The 25,958-nt window shown below is 43.2% G+C and carries 15 protein-coding genes; 9 read left to right on the plus strand and 6 right to left on the minus strand.

The window, feature by feature from the left end; all coding sequences use genetic code 11:
- Positions 1–9 precede the first annotated feature (9 nt).
- Both JI65_RS10035 and JI65_RS10040 read right to left on the minus strand, forming a co-directional pair.
- Entirely contained in the window at positions 10–2,079 is a 2,070-nt protein-coding gene (locus JI65_RS10035) for a methyl-accepting chemotaxis protein (protein ID WP_191015952.1), read from the minus strand.
- 331 nt (positions 2,080–2,410) lie between these two features.
- The gene (locus tag JI65_RS10040; protein ID WP_191015953.1) at positions 2,411–7,699 is read right to left on the minus strand and encodes a DUF4132 domain-containing protein; all 5,289 of its coding nucleotides are present in this window, start codon (positions 7,697–7,699) and stop codon (positions 2,411–2,413) included.
- Between the two features lie 115 nt (positions 7,700–7,814).
- Between JI65_RS10040 and JI65_RS10045 the strand changes: the two genes are divergently transcribed.
- The gene (locus tag JI65_RS10045; RefSeq protein WP_191015956.1) at positions 7,815–8,519 is read left to right on the plus strand and encodes a hypothetical protein; all 705 of its coding nucleotides are present in this window, start codon (positions 7,815–7,817) and stop codon (positions 8,517–8,519) included.
- Positions 8,520–8,745: 226 nt separating this feature from the next.
- A complete protein-coding gene (locus tag JI65_RS10050) occupies positions 8,746–9,786 on the plus strand; it encodes a hypothetical protein (protein ID WP_191015958.1) in 1,041 nt (346 codons plus the stop codon).
- A 369-nt stretch (positions 9,787–10,155) separates the two neighbouring features.
- Here the strand turns inward: JI65_RS10050 and JI65_RS10055 are convergent, their stop codons facing one another.
- Positions 10,156–11,475, minus strand: coding sequence for a type 2 periplasmic-binding domain-containing protein (locus JI65_RS10055; RefSeq protein ID WP_191015960.1), 1,320 nt, complete (start codon positions 11,473–11,475; stop codon positions 10,156–10,158).
- 172 nt (positions 11,476–11,647) lie between these two features.
- Entirely contained in the window at positions 11,648–13,081 is a 1,434-nt protein-coding gene (locus JI65_RS10060; RefSeq protein ID WP_191015963.1) for an MATE family efflux transporter, read from the minus strand.
- Positions 13,082–13,936: 855 nt separating this feature from the next.
- On the opposite strand from JI65_RS10060, the gene JI65_RS10065 reads away from it, so the two are divergent.
- The 5 genes from JI65_RS10065 to JI65_RS10085 all read left to right on the plus strand — a co-directional run bounded on the left by JI65_RS10065 (position 13,937) and on the right by JI65_RS10085 (position 20,909).
- Positions 13,937–14,683 (plus strand): rhomboid family intramembrane serine protease, encoded by a 747-nt coding sequence (locus JI65_RS10065; protein ID WP_191015965.1) that lies wholly within the window; start codon positions 13,937–13,939, stop codon positions 14,681–14,683.
- Positions 14,684–14,868: 185 nt separating this feature from the next.
- Positions 14,869–15,543, plus strand: coding sequence for a septal ring lytic transglycosylase RlpA family protein (locus JI65_RS10070; protein ID WP_191015968.1), 675 nt, complete (start codon positions 14,869–14,871; stop codon positions 15,541–15,543).
- Between the two features lie 496 nt (positions 15,544–16,039).
- Entirely contained in the window at positions 16,040–17,521 is a 1,482-nt protein-coding gene (gene ilvC / locus JI65_RS10075) for a ketol-acid reductoisomerase (RefSeq protein ID WP_191015971.1), read from the plus strand.
- Positions 17,522–17,873: 352 nt separating this feature from the next.
- The gene (locus JI65_RS10080; protein WP_191015973.1) at positions 17,874–19,676 is read left to right on the plus strand and encodes a pectate lyase family protein; all 1,803 of its coding nucleotides are present in this window, start codon (positions 17,874–17,876) and stop codon (positions 19,674–19,676) included.
- 312 nt (positions 19,677–19,988) lie between these two features.
- Positions 19,989–20,909, plus strand: coding sequence for a right-handed parallel beta-helix repeat-containing protein (locus JI65_RS10085; protein ID WP_191015976.1), 921 nt, complete (start codon positions 19,989–19,991; stop codon positions 20,907–20,909).
- A 366-nt stretch (positions 20,910–21,275) separates the two neighbouring features.
- Here the strand turns inward: JI65_RS10085 and JI65_RS10090 are convergent, their stop codons facing one another.
- Positions 21,276–22,286, minus strand: coding sequence for a ParB/RepB/Spo0J family partition protein (locus JI65_RS10090; RefSeq protein ID WP_242457217.1), 1,011 nt, complete (start codon positions 22,284–22,286; stop codon positions 21,276–21,278).
- On the minus strand, positions 22,279–23,070 hold the full coding sequence (locus JI65_RS10095) for a ParA family protein (RefSeq protein WP_191015979.1): 792 nt from the start codon (positions 23,068–23,070) through the stop codon (positions 22,279–22,281). Before JI65_RS10095 ends, JI65_RS10090 begins: the two co-directional genes overlap by 8 nt.
- Before the next feature lie 304 nt (positions 23,071–23,374).
- On the opposite strand from JI65_RS10095, the gene aspS reads away from it, so the two are divergent.
- Positions 23,375–25,216 carry an aspartate--tRNA ligase gene (gene aspS / locus JI65_RS10100; RefSeq protein WP_191015982.1) on the plus strand — a complete coding sequence of 614 codons (1,842 nt, stop codon included), beginning with the start codon at positions 23,375–23,377 and terminating at the stop codon, positions 25,214–25,216.
- A 304-nt stretch (positions 25,217–25,520) separates the two neighbouring features.
- Positions 25,521–25,958: hypothetical protein (locus JI65_RS10105; protein WP_191015984.1), on the plus strand; the 438-nt coding region annotated here is incomplete at its 3' end.

Here is a 25,958-nt window from a genome sequence, read left to right on the forward strand (position 1 = left end):
TTGATTTGGTTAAACCGTGAACTGTGTCATTTGGTTTTCAATTTCGCCGATAGATTCTTTCATTTTTACTGCAATTTCTGAAAGTTCGTCACCGGAACCTTTTACGCGTTCTGCGCCGAGGGCCATGTTATCCATGCTGGATTTAATCGTGCCGCTCGATTCTTGCAGAGAATCCATGCTCATCAGAACTGTACGGCTGCTTTCAGTCATCTTTTTTGCAGCGGAAGAAACTTCCACCGTACTTTCGTTCATCGTCCTTAAGGTTTCAATAACCTGCTTTGAACCTTCGTTCTGTTCCTGCATTGCGCTCTTAATCTGCTGAACAAGATGATTTGTCCTTTCAATTTCGCTTGAAACGGCAACGAATGACTTGCTTGATTCCTCCGAAGCTCCTACGACTTCCGCAATGGAATTCTGAATGCTCGAAAGCTGCTCACCGATTGTTGCAGACTGTGAACTTGAAGTTTCTGAAAGTTTTCGGATTTCATCCGCGACTACCGCAAATCCCTTACCAGCTTCGCCGGCGTGCGCCGCCTCAATGGCCGCATTCATAGCAAGGAGGTTCGTCTGCTCCGCAATTGCCGAGATAGCCGCATTCGCTTCCTGAAGCATGATTGATTTCTGTTCGATTTGTGCAATTTTCTCGTTTACGGCATCCTGTTTTTCACGACCGCTTTTTGCTTCACTTTCAAGCGACGAAAATGAGTTTGCCATAGTGTCCACAGAAGAGTTTACGCTTCTGATATTTGCAATCATTTCCTCAACGGCACCCGAAGCTGAAGAAACTCCGTCCGACTGGCTCTGAATCATGCTTTCAAGTGCTTCGATATTCTGGGTAATTTCTCCAACTGTGTCAGCTGCTCCCTGTACGCTTGAAAGCTGCTCGTGGATTTCGGTATGAACGTTTTTTATGTTCTCGATGATTCCTCTGATTGCCTCCGCCGTATTTTCTGCAGAATTCGTCATGTTTTCGCCAACGGCCGTCAGATTTACGGTTCCGCCTTTGACCGTTCCGATTATGCCCTGAAGTTTCTGAATAAACTTATTTTCCTCTTCAACAAGCTCCGCAAACACTTTGAAAAATGTTAGTCCCTTTACGTTCACACGACGTGTTAAATCCGCATTTCCGCTTGATAAATCAGAAACTGCAACTTTCAGCACGGAAAGTTGGCTTATAATTCCGACGATTGCAAAAGCGAGAAGTATTACGACAAGAACAATCGCCAAGCTGCATAAAAGCGGAATGATTGAAAAATGAATTCTCTCATTAAGCGTAAATGGCGTAAAAAGCACCATGTGCCAGCGGACAAGGGAAATCGGTGCCAAAAGATATTCGCCATTAGTCTGGGACTGTGTCGTAAGAACTTGAGGCTTATAATCGTTGTCTTTGAAATTCGGATAGATATCAAGAATCGAAAGCTTGTCCTTGAGGATTGAAGCATCTGCCGCACCTGTAATTTCATCTTTGTCATTGAAAAGATAGAGCGTCGTGTTTTCATCAAGTCCGTTATACATCATGTTGATAAAATCCTGCAACGGAATTCCGGTTCCTACCATTCCGACAGGTTTTCCGTCAACACGGACAACTGCGTTTACCCACAACATGGTCGCATTTAAGGTTTCGTTGTAATTGATGTTAAAATTGTATTCTTCTGTTTCGTAAAGCGTCATGTTGTACCAGTAATCGCTCGGGTTATCTGGATTTACGACATACGAAAATTCCATTCCGCTCCAGAATTCCTTGTTTTTGTCACTTGTCCAGTAAACACTTTTGCTCAAAAACGAATCCTGAAAAGCTCTAAAATCCGTAAAAGCATTTTCTTTTACAGTTTCGTCATCAGGATCAAGGAGATATTTTACGATAGAAGGTGTTTTTACCATTTGACGGACAAGAGTGAGCTGTTCATTCATTGCGCCTTCAAATTCAACGGTGCGGATGCTCGTGTGGAGTTTCATTTTCTCGCGAGCTGCAGCGGTAAAGGAAGAATGCGAAATTATTCCAATTACAAAAAAATCAATAAGAATGACAACAAGAAAAGCAAGAATGCCTATCAGCAACTTTTTCTTATTCAAGTTCATAGTTACCTCGTTAATTTAATCTTAAGGTATTCTAACTGATTTTTCTGATAATGTCTTGATATAATAGAGCGAATGTCGAGTTTTTAAGTTAACGTAAAAAATGCGTCCGCTACCAAAAAAGACGACGAAAGCAAGTAGATAAAAAGAAAGCCTACGCTAACTGATTCACCCGCGTAGGCTTTTAACAAGCATAACGGAGGTTCTGCCACATTACCGTTGTGGTTTCGATACGTTTCGCTTTCCCCCATTTTCAAATTTCAACTATCTGTGTCAGTGGAACGGCAATCATAATTTTTCTTTTGCGCAATCACTTTCGCCGTTCCGCTCTGGTTTACACTCCTGCGTTTATCTGCTCCAAAATGTACGGGTCTTTTATGGTTTCGTCACGGGCGAGCATTAAGATTTTTGAGAGAACTTCGGCAGTTTTTGGGTCTTCGTCCACGAACGGAAGGAAGAGCTTTCCTCGCTGCTGGGAGTGCACTGTAACGATGTTTATCGCGCTTCCCGCAGTTTTTCGAACCAAGCCTGTTCCAAGGTGAACGGAATATTCTGCACGGCTTCCCTTGATAAAGGCAAAGTTCTTTTCAAAGCGGACGTTCTCGATTTTGAACAGCGGCAGCGTGAACTCGCAGACGGCACGGCGCATCTCGATTGTTGAGTGGCTGGTTTCTGGGTCTACGCTTCCTGCATGGGCAACGCTCACGGCAAGGTCAACGTCGCGCATGATTTCTGAATAGAGAATGTCGTCAATGTCCTTGATTTTGAATGCTTCGCTTTTTATGCCAGTGTACCGGCGAGGCGAGAAGTAGACGTATTCGATTGCGGGGCATTCAATGTCCGCCGGCGAGAACCAGTCTGCCTGCGCGTAAATTTCTGCAATAAGATTCTGCTTGTAAAAGACTTTCTGCAGTCCGCTTTCGTAATCCGCAATCCATCGGCGGCTTTTGAGAGTTGCGACCGCTTTTTTTGGCTGAATCTGGTTTCCTGCGAACATGAGGGATTTGTTTTTTTCAAGTTCCTCTTCAAGCTTAACGTACAGTTCTCGGAAAACCTGCTTGAACGGCTGAACGATTTTGTTTTCAAAAATGAACTTTTGCCATTCGTGCCAGTGCTTTGAGCTGTAAAAATCCCATGCGTGTGCGACCCGAAGTTCCGTTTCTCTTTCGATTTGTTTTTGAGAATTGTCCCAATTTGTGAGGAAAATATTTTCTTCGCTGACAGAAATCAAGCCGGTTTCGCCTTCTTTTGTGATAAAGACGAGAGCATTTACAATCGGGCTTACGACAGGATTTTTTAGGAGCGAAGCGATTTCCTGGGCCGGAAGCTGAACCTGCTCTGTCATAAAATTCTCGAACATTGCGCGGGTGCGCTCGTGCTGTTGCTTTAGGCGTTTGTAAACGTCCTGAACATGTTCGTTGAGTTCTGTCTTTTTTAATGCGGCAGGTGCGCTCTTTAAGAGTTTTTCGGAACCTTCTTTTCGGTATTCAACGCAAGGCTTTCCGCTTTCGCCTACATTTATGCGGACTTCGTAGCCAGAATCCGCTTGCCAGTCAAATACTTCGCGCACTTTTTCGATTAGCGCGCTTTCCATGTTCAGGTTCAGGCGGTTAACGTCGGTGTAGCCAGCCGAACGCGAAAGATTCTGCAGAGCGATTTCTACGGCTTCGCCCTCGCTCTGTCTCCTCTGCGCACCGAACTGACGGCTTTCTTTTTTGAATTTCTGCAAATACTCGTAGCGGTGTAAAATCGTTTCGTTGAACGCATCGCCTTTTTCGCAAATCGGAATGAGAGGGTAACTCATCAATAAGTCCTTGTTGCGCGCGCGGTTAATTTCGGCTTCAAGCTCGTTTTGCGTTACGCGGCCTAGCGCGGCATCGGCAAATCTTCTTGCCCTCGCGTGGCGGATTCCGTCGGTAATGTATTTTGCGCTCAAATAAAGTCTGTCAAAAACTTCTTCGCCAAGCTCGGCGTAAACTTCGGTGAACCAGTCCAAATCGAACGCGCCTTTGTTCAGCTCTTCCATTGTGAGCGGAGTGAATTTTGCGATTTTGCTCGCGTCCCTGTGGTCACCCCAGCCTTCTTTCATGTGGGCAATAAAATAGTAGCATCCGCTTTCGAGGGACGGAACTCCGAGCACTTCGCTCAAAAGCGGAATCCACTGCGGAAGATACATCGCAAGGTCGTAGAGCCGCTGCTCAGGAATCTTGTATTTTTGCACGAGAGATTTCATTTCTTCCGCCGAGTCGTTTTCAGTCGGTTTTGAGACGACTAAAAGGCGGCTAAAACAATGGCCTCGCGAAAGGTTTGTTGAATAGTGATAGCTTGATTCTGAAAGTCCGCGCTCAAAAGAAGTTTTTCCCATGCCCTGAACAATGCGCAAAAGATAGTCCGCGCCAGGAACTGTGTGAACTGACTCAACAAAGGCCGAACTTGAAGTTTCTTTTTCTCCCCGGCGAATCTCGTTTATGATGATTGTGTCGTTTATGCGTTTGTAGATTTGGGTAAGCTCAGCGTCTTCTGCGTCAAAGAATGATTTTTCGCTCAGACTTGCCGAAAGTGTCGAAATCTTTATGATTCCAAAATACACGGTGTCCAAGCTGATTAGGCCGAGTTTGTAGGCTCTAAAAAAATGCTCCGCGTGGAGTGCGTTTCCCACGGTTCCGTAAACCGTCTTTTCGCGGCCAGCGCCTTTTGTGCGGGAAGCGTAGTCGGCTTTGAGCGCGAAGGCATACATCAGTTTGAACCATTCTGCAAAATCTTTGTCAGATTCAATCTGTTCTGCGGGTCCCAGTTCTTTATAGCGGTTATTGATGATTACGACAGGGCGTTCTGAATCTTTTTTTGTGTCATTTTTTGATTCATAAAAAGTCTTGCACTTATTCAATTCGCCTTTTAGAAAATTAAATGGCTGAACATAAGAAAGGGTAAAAGTTTCTTTGCCATCGTACCAACTGTAATAGCTAGGATTTTTCTCTATTTTGTGCCACAAATCTTTTGTGTCGCCTTCTTTTAGAATCTTGTAGTAATAAGCTTGAATTATTTTTTTAAGAAAATCTATTTCGCAAACAGTTTGTATAAGTGCTTCCGCAACCTGATAAAAAAGCGAGTCTGAATAGTTTCCCAGTCCCTGTCTTGAATATTCAAATTCTCCGGGCTGAACAAAACACAGTTTTCCGAACAGAAGTTTTTCCAATCGCTCGACTTTTTCTGCATCTTCTTCGTCAAATTCTTTTTTGGAAGAGCCAAGCAGATTTTTTAAGATGCCGTTTTTGTGTTTCCGCATAGTCTGAATAAGGAAAAGCTGAATCAAAACGATTGGAGATTTTATGTGCTCGTTGTAAAAGTTCATCCACAAATCTGCAAAAGGATATTGGTCAATCGGGCGTGCAATTTCATCGGTTGCAAAAGTTGTATATCTCATTCTGCCGGCCTTATTGTACTGGTCTTTTTCGCCAAGCAGACAGTCTTCTCCTAAATAATCCTTGTATTCATCATCTTTGTGGGCAAGAACGAGATTGTCAAATTCTTTTAGAATCGAAAGAAGTTTTTTCTTGTCGCACTTTGCGATTTCGTCAATTACGCTCGTGTCGAATTTAATTTCGCTCGGTTCGATTCGGGTGATTTTTGATTCGTCGTAAAGGTCTTCCACGGTCGGGGCTGGCGGTTTTAGGGAAGCTGATTCTTCATCGTCCTTGTCACCAAAAATATTTTTGATGAATGCAGATTCTTTTATAGAAGGCTTTTTGATTTCTTTGACGGCTTCTTCAAACTGTTTGTAGTCCACTTTTTTGTGACCGAGTTCTTTGTCGCCTTCTTTCAGCTGATTTATAAAGCTCAAGGCTGCAAATCGTTCGTCCTCGGTTTTGGCTTTTAGAAGCCTGTTTACGGAAGTCGTAAAATCCGCGTCGTTTCGCTCTGCAATCAGTTTTGAGACAATCTTCCTTAATTCTGCGTCTTTGTAGTGCAAAAGGGATTCAAGATAAGTGAATTCTTCGTCGGTAAGATTCAGTTCATCAATAAGTTCCGCGGCGGTTCTTCGCAAATCTGAATTTGAAAGTGCTTTGAGCGCAAATGCACGGTCATCGCTGTCTTCCCGCACATGGATAAGGTTTTTCATCATCGAAGTCTTAAAATATGCGGCGTTCAGCATCATTTCGTAGGCAATTTCTTTTGGAACGGAGCCTGGAATTGTGACTGCAAGTACGCAAAGTCGGTTTGCGATTTCTTCTTTTGAAATGCTAACCGTGTTCCACGGAAAAGCGCAGTTTTCAAACGTCTTTGGCTTTTTGCCCTTGCCGAGCTTTAAGTAGAGCTTGTAAAGAATGTCGGCGTGGAGTTTTGCTTTTTCCAAATCTCCGTTGAACCAAGTCTCGGGCTGGGAAGTCGGGGCATTATAATATCTTGAAGGATTGTCTTTGCAAGCCCAATAGCTTCCGAATGAATAGCCGTTTTCAAGATAAGTCGGTAAAAAGGCTGCCACGACTTCCATGTCGTCGCCGTGAGTCTCAACCACATACTCCGCTGACTGAGAGTAAAGCCTTCTGTCGTGCAAGTGGGCGTTGTAATAGCCTGCAACCAGAAGCTGATTCCGCCGGCCCTCGGAAATTATTACAGAAATGCAGCCAAGCGCACCTTCCGCAGAATAAAAACCTGTTGCCCAGAGAGCGACCATAAGTTCCATCGCGTCATCACTTTTAAGCATTTCGTTAATCTGTTCAGGCATGTTCAGGCATTTTGACATAAGTTCAAGCGTTTTTTTAGAAATGCGTTCGGCTGCCTGTTCGTTAAAAAGCCCAATCCAAGTTGCAACAGCCCGCTTTACGCTGGAATAGCGGATAAGGTCGTTCTGCTCAATAACGTCAAAAAGTGTTTTGAACGCAAAAATCGTGCCACAGTCCATGTTCTCGCAAATTGCCTGCCGAACTCCTTCCTGCAATCTTGCCGCGAGCAGGAATTTTCCAAGCAGCGTGTAAAGTTCCGTGTCGTTACTTTTGATGATTCCGCGGATAATCGGCACCGTTACAACCGACGTGTTGTTGTCGCCGAGAATTATGTCTTCGATTGTTTTGTGAAGCTCGCCCGCTCCGCCGTGAGCTAAATCCCAGTCAAGTTCGGCTGCAATCATCATGTCTAAGTGGCGAAGAGAAAATCCGCCATAATAGGATTCGCTGTGTATCTTTAAATCAAGTTTTTCTTCATCAAGATTGTTTTTTAAATAGTCGCTTATTGAACACTTGTAAATTCCAAAAAGATAGTATTCGTAGAGAAGGATTAAATCTGTGTCAAAACTAAAAGCATAATTTGCAGAACGCACAGAACGGCGGCAATACCCTTGCGAATACTGAAACTGGTTGCTTTTGTCGATTATAAGCAGGTATTTTTCGCGGTCGGTTTTGTCTGGAATACAGACGTTCAAAAAATTTTTTAAATCAAGGCGCTTTATTGATTCAGAAGGTTTTTCACCGTCATTCAAAGTTAAAATCGGAATCTTGTCTTCCGTAAAGATTTTTGCAAGGCTCAAAGCCCGATTGCCTGTTAATACTGCTTTTGCAATAAGATTCTGCTTGTGCTTTTTTACAAGGGCGCTCCTTGTTTCCGATGTGAATTCTTTTTGTGCCATGAAAGTCCCCGCATTTTTTTTCTCATTATATTCAGATTTTTGTTGTTTTGTCAGCGAAAGAGAATGTGCTAGAATAGAAATATTCTATTGAAAGAAAAAGCGTGGAGAAGTTTGAATGAAAAAAGTAATAATTGCAGCCTTGTTCGCCCTGACGGGCATGTTTGCCTTTGCGCAAAAAGTGGGCGAAAAAGTTTGCAAAGAAGTGACTATAAACGGCGAAACAGTTTCAAAATGGCTTGAAGTTTCGTTTGTTGTGGAATACGACAGCAAGGGAAACGAGATTCATTTCAAAGACAGCAGCGGCTCTGAAAGTTGGCATGAATACGACAGCAGGGGAAACGAGATTCATTACAAAAACAGCAACGGCTCCGAAAAGTGGCATGAATACGACAGCAAGGGAAACGAGATTCATTGCAAAGACAGCAAAGGCAATGAATACTGGAAAGAATACCACATTAAGGGAAACAATATTCATTACAAATACAGCAACGGCGATGAAGAGTGGCATGACTACGACAGCAAGGGAAACGAGATTCATTACAAAAACAGCAACGGCGATGAAGAGTGGCATGACTACGACAGCAAGGGAAACGAGATTCATTACAAAGACCGCAGCGGCTATGAAGAGTGGCATGAATACGACAGCAAGGGAAACGATATTCATTACAAAGACAGCAACGGCTATGAATGGTGGCATGACTACGACAGCAATGGAAACAAGATTCATTCCAAAGACAGCAACGGCAATGAATGGTGGAATGACTACACGTTCTGGGACAACGGCAAGGTAAAGACAAAAATCAGATACAGTACGTTCTAAAATTAAAACAAGCGGCTAACGGTGGCGGGGGGCGGCAGGCTCAACCACCGGAAGGACGTGCTTGCACCAATGCGGGTGGCGAGATTCCGAAACAAGTTCGGAATGACATTCAGTTTTGTCAGCGAAAGAGAATGTGTTAGAATAGAAATATTCTATTGAAAGAAAAAGCGTGGAGAAGTTTGAATGAAAAAAAGTAATAATTGCAGCCTTGTTTGCCCTGACGGGCATGTTTGCCTTTGCTCAAAAAGTGGGCGAAAAAGTTTGCAAAGAAGTGACCGAAAATGGCGAAACGGTTTCAAAATGGCTTGAAGTTTCGTTTGTTGTGGAATACGACAGCAGGGGAAACGAGATTCATCGCAAAGACAGCAACGGCTATGAAAGGTGGCATGACTACGACAGCAGGGGAAACATGGTTCATTACAAAAGCAGCAGCGGCTCTGAAAGTTGGAAAGAATACGACAGCAAGGGAAACGAGATTCATTACAAAGACAGCAAAGGCTCTGAAAGTTGGAAAGAATACGACAGCAAGGGAATCGAGATTCATTGCAAAGTCACCAACGGCGATGAATGGTGGTATGAATACGACAGCAAGGGAAATGAGATTCATTACAAAAGCAGCAGCGGCTATGAAGAGTGGCATGAATACGACAGCAAGGGAAACAAGATTCATTACAAAAACAGCAAAGGCTGGGAATGGTGGAAAGAATACGACAGTAAGGGAAACGAGATTCATTACAAAAACAGCAAAGGCTGGGAATGGTGGAAAGAATACGACAGTAAGGGAAACGAGATTCATCGCAAAGACATCAGCAGCGATGAATGGTGGTATGAATACGACAGCAAGGGAAACGAGATTCATTTCAAAGTCACCAACGGCTATGAAGGGTGGCATGAATACGACAGCAAGGGAAACGAGATTCATTACAAAGACATCCGCGGCGATGAATGGTGGAAAGAATACGACAGCAAGGGAAACGAGATTCATTACAAAGACAGCAACGGCTATGAATGGTGGAAAGAATACGACAGCAAGGGAAACGTGATTCATTCCAAAAACAGCAACGGCGATGAAGAGTGGTATGACTACAACAGCAAGGGAAACGTGATTCATTCCAAAGATAGCAACGACGTTGAATGGTGGAAAGAATACGACAGCAAGGGAAACGTGATTCATTTCAAAGACAGTGACGGTTCTGAATATTGGTATGAATACACGTTCTGGGACAACGGCAAGGTAAAGACAGAAATCGAATACAAGACGTTCTAAAATCAAAACTAGCGGCTAACGGTGGCGGGTGGGGCGGCCGGCTCAACCACCGGAAAGACGAGCTTGCACCAATGCGGGAGGCGAGATTCCGAAACAAGTTCGGAATGACATTCAGTTTTGTCATGCTGAAGGTTTGCAAGCGTGTGAAACGAGCGCAGTCGGATTCCTATTACCTTCAGCCATGACAAAAAAGACGCGCTTTTCTGGTAATGGACGCATTTTTTAAGCTGATTAAAAAACTCGACATTCGACCATTCAGTTTTGTCATGCTGAACTCGTTTCAGCATCCCGGCCCAAATCCGGGCGAGACTCTGAAACAAGTTCATGGGGGTGTTTTTTTAATTCAAGGAACAGGTTCGCTTAGTTTTTTCAGTTTCGGAAACTTTGCCTTGCATCGTCATAAAATTGCTGCCAGGCACTTTCAAGCGATTTTGTGCCGTTAAAGTAGAATCTCATGGCGGAAATCAGAATGTTATTCAGTTCTTCGTCGTGCAAGCCAAGTTTGCTTTGTTTTATAGATTTTGCGACGGTAATAAAAATTTTTGAAGGATTTTGGCCGCCGAGAATTTCTCTGTTAAAGCGTTTGTCGCTTCCGACGGCGTTCATTGCGCGTTCGTTGTTAACGAAAGTCTTGTTTCCCAAAGCGATTTTTTGCATGTTTTCCGTGTCGCAAGTGAGCTTTAAAAGAATGTCTTTTACAATGTCAGCGTTGTCCGTGCCAGCTGCCGCAGAAATCCACGTTCCGCCCCAAAAAGAACTTTGCGGGCCTTTGCAGACAGCCCAGTCCGTGTTTTTTGATTCTGGGTCAAAACTTAATGCAAGAACGTAGTCAATGAACCATTCGGGCGCAAAATAGCAGAACACGGAAGAGTTCCTTTGCATATCCTGCATCCACTCAGCCGACCACAAATTTGTTTTGTTCGTATATCCTTTGTCAGAAAAGTCTTTTGTCTGCTGAATCCATGCGTCGTAGGTTTTGTCCACAGTAATTTTTCCGTTTTGAACCCACTTATTTTTTGCGTCGCTTGTAAATGTGCGGAAAGTATCGTCATAGCCAGAAACCATGCGGTAGCCTTTCTGCTTTGCAAGTTCTGCCACGTTTTCAAAATTCTTCCAGTTCGAAAGTTTCTTTTGCACAAGCTCAGGCTCATCTGACCCAAAAAGGTCTTTTGCGATTGAACGCCTGTAAATCATAACGTTTGGAAAAGCTTGCCAGGTAACGCCTTTTAATGCCCCTTCAGAATCCGTATAAAGATTTTTTGTGTAGGCAAATTGATTCGCAATGTCTTTTTCGGAAAGCCCAATCTGGCTTTTTAAATCAGCGGTGTATTTGCTTTCAATAAATTTTGTGGCGTAATCTGGTTCGGTAATAAAAATATCGACTCGCTCGTCAGGGGCGGTATTTTTCTGCGCAGCTAATTCTTCCTCAAGATTTTTAAGATACATAGAATTCATGTTTGGCTTTAATATCCAGTTGACCTGAACGTCGCCTATCATTTGAGTCGCGCTGTCGTAAGCCGGATAATATTCACTCATTATTGACATGAATTCGTCGTTCCAGCAGTAAATGTTCAGAACCTTTCCGCCGGAAGTAACTTTTAAATCTTTTGAAGTGGAATTTTCAGTTTGAGCCGAAATAAGTCCCAGACCAAAAACACAAGAAGCAGCGAAAGAAAGAAGTTTTTTCATTTTCCCCCCTGATTTTTTATGATTTTATTTTATTTGCACAGAGAGTCCTCATTATGGGCAAGTTGATAAAAAATTGTCGGAACGGGAGCAAAAACGTTTTTTTGCGGTAGTGCAGACAATTTTTTGCATTTACAAGTTTATAATGCGGAATCTCCGGTAATTTGCAAATGTTTTATTGCAACTTTTTCAAATTTTTGTTAACTGCAAGGAACATTCCCAGCGCAATCAAAACCGCAATTCCGTCGGCGATTGGCTGCGCGTAGATGATTCCGAAAAGTCCCATGATTTTGTTCAGGAACAGTATTAATGGAAGAAAAATGAATCCCTGTCGGCTAACGGCGAGCGCGAGCGACTGTGCGGCCTTGCCCATCGCCTGGAATGTAAAGTTCAAAACGAACATGATTCCTATAATCGGACTTGAAAGCATGAACGCATGAAGAATCGTGATTCCCATCGTTACGACTGCGGCATCGCTTGAGAATATGTTTATAATCTGTTTTGAGAAAACAAAGTAAAGTCCGGTCAGCACAAAGCCTGCAATTACATCAACGAGCGTTGCGAATTTCATAACGCTTTTCATTCGTTTGTAATTTTTTGCGCCAAAATTGTATCCGATAAGCGGTGTGATTCCCATTGCAAAACCAAGCTGAACGAAAATTACGAGCATGTTCGCCTTCATTGCAACTCCCATTGCCGCCGTTGGAATGTCACCAAAAATCGGAACTCCGTTTGCAAAATTCGAGATGAGCGGAATTAAATGTTCGTCCGTTACCTGTACGTCGTGGTAAGAGGCGAGCAATTTGTTCGTTACGATTGAGCTAAGGCTCATCAAAATGTTCGTGAGCGATGCCGGAAGACCGATTGTTACAACGCCTTTTAGGATTCCTCCGCCTATTCTGAAGAATTTTGGGTTAATCGAAAGAAGCGAATTTTTGGATACTGTGTGCCAAATATAGACTACTACAGAAACGATGTTTCCGATTACTGTGGCGATTGCGGCACCGGCGACTCCCATTCCCAAAAGTTTGATTCCGAAGAGATTGTCCAGAATAAAAATCGGGTCAAGGATAATGTTTGCCACCGTTCCGACCATCATTCCGAACATAGAGTTGTTTGCGGCTCCTTCGCCTCGGATAAGGTTTGTGAATGCGGTTGAAACAACAATTATCGGACCTGCGAGAGCCACGATTTGAAGATAGTCTTTTGCGAAATCCTTTGTTGTTGCCGTAGTTCCTACTGCCGCAAGAATGTCCTCCATAAAAATAAGGAGAATTGCGCCGCCAATAATGCCGACTACGATTCCCGCGTAGAAGCAGAATGAACTGATTGTTTTAACTTTGTCGATTTTCTTTTCGCCGAGCGCGCGGCTGATAAATGACGAACCGCCCATTCCGAAAATGTTTCCGGCTGCCATCAAAAATAAAAATACCGGTGTTGCGACGTTAACGGCAGCGAACTGACTTGGGTCGTTTGTGAGTCCAACGAAAAAAGCGTCTACCATGTTGTACAGTACGGCTACAATCATGCTGAGTACTGTTGGAACTGCAAGCTTAAAAACCGCCTTTGGAACAGGCGCACTCTCAAAAATTTCAATATTCTTAATCATGGTGTAAATTTATATATAATGGAAGAATATGTCAATGAAATACAAAGCTTGTAAATATTTTCAGCAAATTGCGGTGTTAGAATTCACGTGCGAGTGTAAAAAAGCTGGAAAGAAACACGTCAGTCCGAAGTCTTTTCGGGGGCGCTTCCAGTTTCTGACGCAGATTAACACAGATACTGAAAAACATGAATGACGGGGAAAATCGCTCTGGAGTGACCATTTTTGTCACCTCGAGCTTAGTCGAGAGGTCTACAAGCGATAGATTTCTCCACTCCGCTATTGTCTGGGAACAGTAGATGTCTCGACTTTGCTCGACATGACTGAGTGGGACGCTCAGAATGACAACTTGCAAATTTTGACGCAGATAAACGCGGTGAGCTAAGTTTTGGAGATTGAAATTTACTTGTGCGTTTCCCGACAGATTTTTACAAAACTGTCGCTATTTTTTTGTCACCTCGAGCGTATTCGAATGAGCATTTTTTTGTCACCTCGAGCTTAGTCGAGAGGTCTACAAGCGATAGATTTCTCCACTCCGCTATTGTCTGGGAACAGTAGATGTCTCGACTTTGCTCGACATGACTGAGTGGGACGCTCAGAATGGCAACTTGCAAATTTTGACGCAGATAAACGCGGCAACGGAAGCACTCTAGATTTTTTAATTACCCTAACAAACTAAAAATCCGATAAAGAATTATGGCAAAAACGGAAACGCCGTGGGGTAAGTTTCTGGCGTTAAAATACACTCGTGCGTTTCCCGACAGTTTTTGACAAAACTGTCGCTTTACTCTGGCGTTTTTTTCTTCTGAGTTGCTGAATTTTAAATAAAGTAAATTCTCTTGTACCCGATAAAGAATTATGGCAAAAAAGAAATTTCATTTAACTTACAACGCACCCGTCACGTTGACGTTTGCTTTTATCTGTCTGGCGATTTTTTTATTGGATTCCTACGTGCCTTTTTTTAGGGGAAAAACGATTTCCACATTGTTCACCGCGCCCGGAAGCAGAGGAGCGCAGGTGTCTTTTGACTGGAAAAATCTTCTTGATTATTTCCGCATGATTTTTCATGTTGCGGGACACGCCGACTGGAATCATCTTCTGGGGAATTTTTCATTTATCCTTCTTTTAGGCCCGCTCCTTGAAGAACGGTACGGCTCATTCATGATTCTGGTGATGATTCTCGTCACTTCGCTCGTAACGGGCGTGGTCAACGTGTGCTTTATTCCGAGCACTCTCCTCGGAGCTAGCAGCATTGCCTTCATGTTCATCATTCTTTCTTCTATTGTAACGCTCGACAAAAAAGAAATTCCTCTCTCGTTCGTTTTGATAGTTCTTTTGTTTGTCGGCCGGGAACTTTATTCGTCACTTTCGGTTTCGCAAAATGCCGCATCTTCTTCCGTTTCGATTGTGGCTCACATCGTGGGTGGCGTGTGCGGCTCCCTCTTTGGATTTTTGGTGGCCCCAAAAAGTCGCAAAGCCCGCGCTTCGGGAAAAACTCTCGTCGAAACTGACGCGTTCGAAACAAAACCCCGTGCAACTGCAAAAAAAGCCTCTGGCGCGGAAAACGATGTAACCGTCGTTGCGGAACTCGGCACGCTTGGCTGATGATATTTTTAGGTCGAATTTCGAGGTTTCTGCCATAAGGTGTGAGCATCTGCTTTTGTGTTATGAAAGAGATTCCGAAACGAGTTCGGAATGACATATTTCCGTTCGGAATAACAGTCTTTGTAAAAACTCGAAATTGAGCCTTTTATTGTTTCTTTTTGATTTTTGATTCTTTGGAGATTTTTATGAAAAAATTTTTTTTGATGATTTTGATGGCTTTGTCGCTCACCTCGGTTCTGTCTGCGAACGAACTTTTTAAGTCGGGCGTTACCGCTTCGTATTATGCCGACAAATTCCACGGAAGAAAAACCTCGAACGGCGAGATTTTCAACATGTATCAGCTCACGGCTGCCCACAAAACGCTTCCGTTCAACACTGTTCTAAAAGTCACGAATCTTGCTAACGGAAAATCCGTGCAGGTGCGCATAAATGACCGCGGGCCTTTCGTAAAGGGACGGGAAATTGACCTTTCGAAGGCTGCTGCCGTAAAACTCGACATGATAAAATCAGGAACGGCAAAAGTTAAGCTCGAAATCGTGAGCGGAAAAAACTCAACTTCATCTTCGGCGAAATCTGTCGCAAAAAAAGCGCAGAACCTTGACCCGAACGAACGCTGGGATATTCAGCTCGGCGCATTTGAGCAAAAAGCGAACGCTCAGCAGCTTGCGACAAAACTCATGAAAGCCGGATTTAAGAACGTAATCTTCCAAAACGTTAAGAGCAAAGGAATTACTCGCGTTGCAATCAGGAACGTCCCGACCGACGAAGTTCAGGGTATTCTTGACAACCTTGAAAACAAAGGTTTTACCGACTATTTTGTTCGCGAGCGTGCAAAAACTACAAATTCCGACGCCAAATAAAAATTGCAGAAAATCAACTTGTCAGTGTAAAAATTTGGGGCGTTCGCTACCGCTCCAAATTTTTGGTCTGTTTTTCAACTCGAACTTCCTCTTAAAAATCTGTGTCCCATCTGAGTTTATCTGTGTGAATCTGTGTGAATCTGTGTCGATAATGCCAACCAAAACGTAGTCGGACTGATCGCTTTTTGTCACCTCGATCGTAGTCGAATGAGCATTTTTTTGTCACCTCGAGCGTAGTCGAGAGGTCTACACGAGATAGCTTTTTCCACTCCGCTATCGTCTTGGGCTGTAGATGTCTCGACTTCGCTCGACATGACAGAGCGGACGCTCGGAATAACTTTGGGTTAAGACTTTTTGATATTGCGTTTTGTGCAATATCAAACTGTAAATCTTTCACTTTACGCAACACTTAATTGAATCTATACTTTCTCCATAAGCAAAAAAATTACGCCGCTCCAAAAAGTGGAACTGGCAATTGATTATAGGAGAAACTCAAATGGGTGAAAATTATTTCAACTCGATTCCGTGGAGAGAAGCTAGACTCCAGCTTGGACACTGCCGCTCAATGGCAAAAGAAGAATTTGCTGATGGCGTAAACGCACTCAAAGGCAAAAAAATCGTTATCGTAGGTTGTGGTGCGCAGGGACTCAATCAGGGACTTTGTCTCCGTGATTCTGGACTTGACGTAAGCTACGCTCTCCGTGAGTCTGCTATTGCCGAAAAACGACAGTCTTGGAAGAACGCTACAGAAAACGGATTCAAAGTAGGAACTTACGACGAGCTTATTCCTACTGCAGACCTCGTTGGAAACCTTACCCCGGACAAGCAGCATACTCCTGTAATCACAGAAGTTCAGAAAAGAATGAAAAAAGGAGCTGCTCTCTGGTATTCACATGGATTCAACATGATTGAAGAGGGAATGCAGATTCGAAAAGATATTACGGTTGTTATGTGCGCCCCAAAAGGACCTGGTACCGAAGTTTATCACGAGTTTGCGCGTGGATTCGGAGTTCCTGATCTTATTGCAGTTCACCCAGTAAACGACCCGGAAGGCAAGGGCTGGGCAATTGCAAAGGCTCTCGCAGTGGGAATGGGTGGCTCAAAGGCCGGCGTTCTCGAATCAAGTTTCGTTGCCGAAGTAAAATCAGACCTTATGGGCGAGCAGACAATTCTCTGCGGTATGCTCCAGGCCGGAACAATTGTTTGCTACAACAAGATGGTTAACGAGGGCGTTGCACCTGAATATGCAACAAAACTTCTTATGCACGGCTGGAACGTAGTTTCAGAGGCTTTGAAGTGGGGCGGAATCACAAACATGATGGATCGCCTTTCAAATCCTGCAAAAATCAAGGCAAACGCACTTTCAAAAGAAATCAAAAAACTCCTTGCGCCTCTTTATCAGAAGCACATGGACGACATTATTTCTGGAAAATTCTCTTCAACTATGATGAAGGACTGGGCTAACAAAGACCACGACCTTCTTACATGGCGTGAAGAAACAGGAAAACTCGCGTTTGAGTCAACAGCAGAATCTTCTGAAGAAATCACTGAGCAGGAATACTTTGACAAGGGAATCTTGCTCGTGGCAATGGTAAAAGCTGGTTGTGAGCTTGCCTTTGAGACAATGGTTGACGCTGGAATCAAAGAGGAGAGTGCTTATTACGAGTCACTCCACGAAGTTCCTCTCATCGCGAACCTTATTGACCGAAAACGTCTCTACGAGATGAACCGCGTAATTTCGGACACTGCAGAATACGGTTGCTACCTCTTCGCGAACGCTGCCGTTCCAATGCTCGAAAAAGACTTTATGCCAAACATTCACACTGACGTTATCGGAAAAGGTCTTGATTCAAAAGACAATTCTGTAAACAACGGCGAACTTGTAAGCGTAAACGCAGAAATCCGCAACCACCCGATTGAGGTTGTTGGACGAAAGCTCCGCGCATATATGACTGCAATGAAACCTCTCATAAAATAAATCGAAATCCTCCAAAGCCTTTTTGATTTTAGGGGTTGTCTGATATTTTGTCGGGCAACCCCTTTTTTGGCTTTTTACGAATCTGATTTTTAAATTTCCGAAATATCGCTGAATTGTAATTTCTTAAAATTATCTAAAGATATACGAATTTTGTATTTTGGCGAAAGCCGTTCCAAAAATTAATCCCCAAAAATCTTTTTTTTACAAATTCTGAATTGAATAATTATCTTTTTTAGTTCTGAATAATCCAAATTTTTCTTGATTTTAACTATTCAGAACTTTATACTTTGCAAACCGTTCATCAGAATGGAAATTCCTATCCTAAAAAGTTTTTTTTGAAAAAGGGGAAATTATGAAAAAATCTGTTTGCGTAAAAACCGCTTTTCTGTTGGCTTCAACGCTCGCAATGCTGACTGCCGGCTTGGCATCTTGTAGCGATTTGAATGTGAGCGACGAAAGGGATTCCGCTTTGGAGTTTTCTGAAAGCGAGAGAGCCGCTATTTCTGGTGTTTCTTCGCTGTATTCAACGGCTCTTACAAAAAGTGCGACGCTTACTTCCGCCACAGTTTCCGGAAACTACACAATTTATGCTACTTCTGCAAAAACTGTATCGATTCCTGCAATTTCGGCCGTAACGGTAAACAACACTTCTCTTGACCGAAAAATTGCTCTTGGCGGTGGCGGCTCTGCCGGAAATTATCGATGCATCGGCTTTACCACAAGCGGTTCCGCAACTGTAACAGTTTACGCCGCAGGTGCTTCTGGACGCTACTTGGCGCTTTACAATTCAAGCGGAAGCCAGCTTAGCAAGCAGGAAGTTTCTTCTTCAATCACGGCGTACAGTTTTTCTGTTTCGTCAAGCGGAACTTACTATTTGATGTCTACCAGTTCGAACATCGATATTTACTACGTAAAAACAGCCGTAGGCTCATCTTCAAGTTCGTCATCTGGTTCAAATTCGTCAAGTTCTTCAAGCTCAGCTTCGATTTCTGCAAGTGATTCGCCTGTTGGCTTTGCTTCAATTTCAAAGCCTTCAAAGTCCGTAACGGTTTCAAACCGCGCAGATTTGATAAAATACGCAAAGGCCGGCGGATACGTGGTTTACATCAGCGGAATGATTGATATGTCGAACGGTTACTTGCCGTCATCGGCAGGCGGCTCTACAAGCGGTCTTGATTCTCTCGTAAAATCAAATACTTCTGGAAAGTACACTTCGTACTCGTCATTTAAGACTGCTTACGCAAAAGGCTGCACGACTTCCACAAACGACAAGTCTTCATCTTCGCCGTCAAGCTCGCTCGGTTCATATCTTTGGGCATGTAACTCGGCTTATGGCGAAATCATCAAACTGAACGTTGCTTCAAACACCCAGCTTATCGGTCTTGATTCGTCATCTGGAATCAAGGGAGGAATGATTAACATTTCGTCTGTTTCAAACGTTGCAATCCGAAATCTTACGATTCAGGACGCTTACGACCCGTTCCCTCACCACGAGGCAAATGACGGCTACAATGCGCAGTGGGACTGTGTTGTGATTCAAGGCTCTTCTAGCAACATTTGGATTGACCACAATACTTTCAAGGATTCAATGGGACTTTCGTATGTTTCTACGAACGGCTCAACAAGCGAAAAATGGCAGACTTACGACGGGCTTTGTGATATGAAAGGCTCAATCAAGAATATCGTAATTTCTTACAATAAATTCCAGGACCACGACAAAACAATGTTGATTGGTTCAAGTGATTCTGACGGTTCAAATTCAACAAGAACAATCACTTTGCACCACAATTATTTCTACAACTGCGGTCAGCGATTGCCGATGGTGCGAAACACTCGATTGCACTTGTTCAACAACTATTACGATGCTTCAAGTCCGACTTACACTCAGCAATATGCTGTCGGCGTTCGAAAAAATGCTCTGATTGTTGCTGAGAACAATTATTTTGGTTCGGGAATCAATTACAGCTTCAAGGATTCTTACGGAACTCTGTATTCAAGCGGAAATTCTGACAACTCAAAGAAAGGCTGTTCTTCTTCTACAAGTTCGTCTAAGCCGTTCTCTGTAAGCTATTCTTACAATGCAGAAAGCGCGTCTTCCGCAAAATCGACTGTGCAAAGTTATGCCGGTGCCGGAATTTTAGCGGTTTCAAAATAAAACGCTGAGGAAGCGGTTGCTTTTTCTGAAAACTCCTTAAACTCCTTGTGAAAATTTAAAAATCGGGGGGGCTTTGAAAACTGAATGTGTTCAGAGCTTCCTTAAGCGGTTTCCAGATTGAATTTTTCGTCGGAAGCCGCTTAAAACTTTCCTTGATTTCTGCTGTCTGATGGTATTCAAAAATAAGGATGCCCAATGCAAAACTGCTGAAATATGCGGTTCGAAAAGTGAAAAGTTTCAAAAATTTTATTTTTGGAATTTTTATAAAATCGGTTAGAGTTTATCAGCAAAACTTAAAAAAGTGAGGAAAATATGAAAAAAGTTTCAAAACTCTTGGCTTTCGCAGTTTGTTCCGCTGCGGTTCTGTTCGCGTCCTGCTCTGATTTGTCTGATGTTGATGATTCTTCTGAAGTTTCGTCGGCAGAACGCGCTGCAACTTACAACGTTACGACGGAAAGTGCTCTTCGTAACGCTATTAACAATGCTTCGGCTGGTACGACAATCAATCTTGGCGGAAACATAAAATTGACTCAGCAGCTCCAGCTCCTGAACAGCGGAACGTCTTCGAGCAAAATCAACTTTAACGGTAACGGCTACACTCTTGACTGTTCAGGAATTTCTTCTGGCTGGGGCGTAAAAGTCAACGGTTCTTACTGGAATATCTGCAACATGACGATTACAAAAGCCCCTGATTGCGGAATCGTATTCCAGGTTGGCGGAAACAACTACGTTTATTATGTTCGAACGACTTACAACGGAGATTCAGGACTTCAAATTTACAACGGGTCACACGACAATTATATTTACAAATGTGAGTCTTACTATAATTACGACTCTGACAATTACGGTGAGGACGCAGACGGTTTTGCCTGCAAACTTTCTGCTGGAAAAAACAATGTGTTTGAAGGCTGCATAGCGGCTTACAATTCTGATGACGGCTGGGATTTATACGGTCAGAGCTATCCTGTTACAATCAAAGACTGCACCGCAAAATACAACGGTTACAGAAACAGTTCCCTCGCTACTACAAAAAATGGTGACGGCAACGGATTCAAGCTTGGTTCGGCAGGAATTTCTGTTGTTCACGTACTTTCAGGAGATACTGCCTACGGTAATCTTTTGAGCGGATTTGATGGAAACGGAAATTCTGCAAAAATCAAGGTTTCGAACTGCACTTCTTACAACAACAAGTATATGCAGTGGTATAGAATCTCTGGCATTGCTAATAAATAAGGAAACGCTGCAAGTTGATTTTTGGGTGGAAAAGTCAACTTGTGCGTTTCCCTGGAGTTTTTCATAGAAAAACTCCAGCTGTTGTGGGAGAGCTTGCGAGTGTGGCGTGGAGTTTTATTGCTCGCGCGTGGCTCGCAATTTAGGGAGGTGTCAACTTGTGCGTTTCCCTGGAGTTTTTCATGGAAAAACTCCAGCTGTTGTGGGAGTGCTTGTGGGTGTGGCGTGGACTTTATTGGTCGCGCGTAGCTCGCACTTACCGGTGGTTGAGCAACGTCGAAGTCACCAAAAGAACGTCATTTTCCCCAATTATCAGTGTCCCATCCGTGTTTATCTGTGTGTATCCGTGTCAAACCCGGCAGGCATTTTTTAGTTAGAAAGCAAATCGTAAATTCTGTCCAAATCTTCGCGGTTGTAATATTCGATTTCGATTGTGCCTTTTGAAAAATCACCTTTTAGTAAAACTTTCGTGCCTAATTTTTCTATGAATTTCTGTTCAATATCCACAAAATCTGGGTCGCGTGCAGGTCTTGGTTCCAAAGATTTTTTCTTTTTGCCCACGCCGTAATTCAGTTCTGCCGCATAGTTTTCTGCTTGGCGAACGCTAAGCTCATTTTCGATGATTCTTGTAAAAAGAATGCGCATGTCGTGAGGATCTTTTACAGAAAGCAAAGCTCTTGCGTGTCCTGACGTGATTTTGTTCTGCGAAAGTGCGTTCAACATGTCTTCCGGCAATTTTAAAAGTCGTATGGCATTTGCAATCGTTGTGCGGTTCTTTCCGACTCTTACGGCAACTTGCTCCTGGCTTAGGTTCGCAACGTCCATGAGTCTGAGATAGCCTTTTGCTTCTTCAACAGGATTCAAGTCGGTTCGCTGAACGTTTTCGATAATCGCGATTTCGAGTTTTTTCTGGTCGTTGAATTTTCTGAGCTGAACAGGAACTTTTTCCAATCCCGCGATTTTTGCAGCCCTCGTGCGTCGCTCACCGGTGATTATGTAGAAAGTTCCGTCACCAACGGCTTCAACCGTAATTGATTGGAGAATTCCGTGTTCTTTGATTGAATCCGCAAGTTCTCGTAATTTTTCTTCGTCAAATTCGATTCGTGGCTGATAAGGATTCGGCTTTAAAAGCTCGGTTTTTATCCAGAGTTGACCATTGCTGTCGGTCTCCACGTTTTGTGGAAGATTCAAAGTTGTGGCTGGTTTTGACTCTGTTTTTGCGGAGTCTTCCTTTTGCTCAGCATCTTCTTTTGTATGGCTTTCAGTTCCAGAAATTACGTTTGCAACGTTTACAGAGATTGAGTCTTCAAAATCCTCATTCTCATCCATTTGTTTAAAAAGTGCGTCCGCACCATCGCCTAATCCGAATTTTTTAGCCACGGTTCATTACCTCTTCTGCAAGCAATTTGTAACTTTTTGCGCCAACGCAGGCCGGGTCATAAGTACAGATTGGCATTCCGTGGGAAGGGGCTTCGGAGAGCCTTACGTTTCTAGGAATTATCGTGTTGAACACTGCATCCTTAAAATATAACTGGACTCGCTGAACTACATCCTGGGCAAGACGGGTGCGAGGATCGTACATCGTAAAGAAAATTCCTCCGATTACGAGATTCGGGTTAAAAGACTTTTGAACCTTTTTTACAGTTTGCAGAAGAAGCGTGATTCCTTCCATTGCAAAATATTCGCATTGCATAGGAACAATGACCGCATCGGCTGCAATAAGACCGTTCATTGTAAGAATTCCGAGAGACGGCGGACAGTCGATAAGAATATAGTCGTATTCGTTCTTAAAGGTTTCGATTACGTTTTTGAGCCAGAATTCACGTTTTTTTTGGTCAACAAGCTCAATTGAAGCTCCCGAAAGTGCAATTGATGAACTTATGGCATCAAGATTTGGAATTTCGGTGTGTTTTATAGTTTCTTCGTGCGTACAAAAAAATCCGCGTTCTTTCGCAATGTCCGGACGGTTCACTGAAATCATCAATTCATAAATGGTTGGTTCGCTTTTTGTAACCCCAACGCCACTGGACATGTTTCCCTGGGAGTCAAAGTCTATAAGGATGACTTTTTTTCCTGCTTGTGCCATAAATGCACCAATGTTGATTGTCGATGTTGTTTTTCCGACACCACCTTTTTGATTTACAAAAACAAATGTCTTACCCATAACTTTTATATTAGCATAAAATCAAAGAATAGTATAGGACACTTATAACGGTAAAAAATTTGCTGGGTGTCCGTTACGGTGTTTCACAAAAATGATGTCTGACCGTAACAGGTCTCCGACTCTCTGCGGTCACAAACGGTCAGAATCATTTTTGTGCTCCATCTTCGCTGCTCCGTCAATTTTTTACGCCTGCAAGTTTTTCTTTCAGAAGATTTTGCGTAAAACCTTGTCTTTAGAGATTCCTTATTTATTTAAATCTCACTAGAATTGTTCTATAAAATTTTAGTTTTTCTAGGGAATATACATGGAAAATTCAAAACGAACAGTAACTTGCGGTGACTTACGGGCCGCAGATGTTGGAAAGACAGTTGTTCTGAACGGATGGGTACACAGAAATCGTTTGCTTGGCGGACTTTCGTTCATTCTTCTTCGTGACCGATACGGTCTTACCCAGGTTGTGGTTGGCGACAAAGCCAGCGACGACGTAAAAAAAATCGCTTCTACGCTCAAATCTGAATATTGTGTGGCTGTAAAAGGTGTTGTTGCAGCCCGCTCAGAAAAAGACATCAACAAAGACATGCCTACAGGCGAAATTGAAGTTGAGGCTCAGGAAATCGAAATCTTTACGACTTCCGAAGTGCTTCCGTTCCAGATTGACGAAGTTCGCCAGAAGGACGGAACAATCTCTCTTCCAAGCGAAGATATTCGTCTGAAGTACCGATATCTTGACTTGCGACGCGCACCGATGCAGCACAACATCATCTTGCGCTCTCAGGTAACTTTTGCGACACGGGAGTATCTTACATCAAAAGGATTCCTTGAAATCGAGACTCCTACATTCATCAAATCAACTCCGGAGGGAGCACGCGATTATCTTGTTCCTTCGCGCGTTCATCCAGGAAAATTCTATTCTCTTCCTCAGTCTCCTCAGCTTTACAAGCAGCTTCTTATGGTTTCTGGATTCGACAAATACTTCCAGATTGCGCGCTGCTACCGCGATGAGGATGCCCGCGGCGACCGCCAGCCGGAATTCACTCAGATTGATATGGAACTTTCGTTCACGAACCGCGAGGAAGTTCTTGAGACTACAGAAGGCTTGATGGGCTACATCTTCAAAAAGACGATGAACTACGAGCTTCCGGTTCACTTTGACCGAATCAGCTGGGACGACGCGTTCGACCTTTACGGTTCTGATAAGCCAGATTTGCGATTTGATCTTAAAATGCAGGATGCTGCCTTCATGGCTGACCTTGCGGACTTTAACGCATTCAAAGCTGGAGCTGCAAACGCAGACCACAATATTGAGCGACACAAGCGTTCAGGACTCAAAGCCCTTGTTGTAAAGAACGTTGCCGACAAATACAGCAGAAAGACAATCGAAGCTCTCGAAGAAGTTGCAAAAATCAACCACGCAAAAGGTCTTGCATGGATGAAAGTTAATGCAGAGGGCAAATTCGAGGGCGGAATTTCTAAATTCTATGCAGGAAAAGAAGCTGAAGTTTGTGAAAAACTTGGCGCAGAGAAAAACGACCTTCTCCTTTTTGTTTCTGATGAAAAATGGCAGGTTGCCTGCGTTGCTCTCGGTGCCGTGCGAAAACAGCTCGGAAAAGACTTGAATCTTTATAATCCGAATGATGAATTCCACTTTGCATGGATTATCGACTTCCCGTACTTTGCATGGAACGAAGACGAGAATCATTGGGAAACTGAGCACCACATGTTTACTCTCCCGCAGAAAAAATACTGGGATACACTTGAAAGCGACCCTGGTGCTGTAAAAGGCGACTTGTACGACCTCGTTCTTAACGGATACGAGTTGGCTTCGGGTTCTATGCGTATCAACGACCCTGCATTGCAGCAGAGAATCTTCAAAATCGTCGGATATTCAGAAGAGCGTGCCAAAAAAGCGTTCGGATTCCTTGTTCAGGCATTTAAATTTGGTGCGCCGCCGCACGGAGGAATCGCTCCGGGACTTGACCGCCTCATAATGCTCATGTGCCACGAGGAGTCAATCCACGAAGTAATAGCATTCCCAAAGAACAACTTGGCAGCTTCTCCAATGGATGAATGTCCAAGCTTTGTAGATGAGCAGCAGCTCAAAGATCTGCACATTGTCTGCACTGAAAAAGAAAAAGATTCTGAATAAAATACGTGGACAAACGCATTATGGGAACCTCTAAAAACTTCAGTTTTTAGGGGTAACTTTGAAAATTTAAGTTGACAGAAAAAATGTTGGCCGGCAGGGGAGGCAACGCTTCTCTAATGCAAAAAAAAATTATTCTGAGTGTCGCGAGCGTTGGCGAGTCGGCTACCTCTAAAGCTCAGCCATCTATTTTTTTTGAAATGCGGCAACGGACGGTCAACATTTTTTTACAAAGCTAAGCTTATAATGCGTTTGCAACACTTACTCGTGGAAAATAAGATGAGCAAAAAGCGGTTTTATTTTTTTATTGTGCTTTATTTTTTCGCTGTGCCAACTTTTCGCTTTTAGATTCAAAAAAGAAATTGATGGTGTTGAGCAGACTTTTGAAGTTGAGACCGACCCTGTTTTAAAACAGGTTTTTGAATTTTATAATTTGTTGTATTTTGACAACAAAATTGATATTGCCGAAGTTGGCTGGACAGATTGCGATAAATTCATCGCGGCGACTTATTTTTATCCTTCGAGCAAAAAGGTTATGTTTGCAGTCTCAAAACCCCGCACAGACAAATTAAAACTCTTCAAAGACATCACTCAGCAAAAAAAATACGATTGGCTTGTTTGCCACGAGTTGATTCACGGATATCTCGTTCAGTACGAAGAGCCTGATTTAACCCATACTTCGCCAGGCTGGAAAAAATGGGCAAACTGGTTCCGCAAAGAAAAAGGCGTAAAAATTATAGATAAA

Source organism: Treponema zioleckii (assembly GCF_014737315.1).
Taxonomy (GTDB): Bacteria; Spirochaetota; Spirochaetia; order Treponematales; family Treponemataceae; genus Treponema_D; species Treponema_D zioleckii.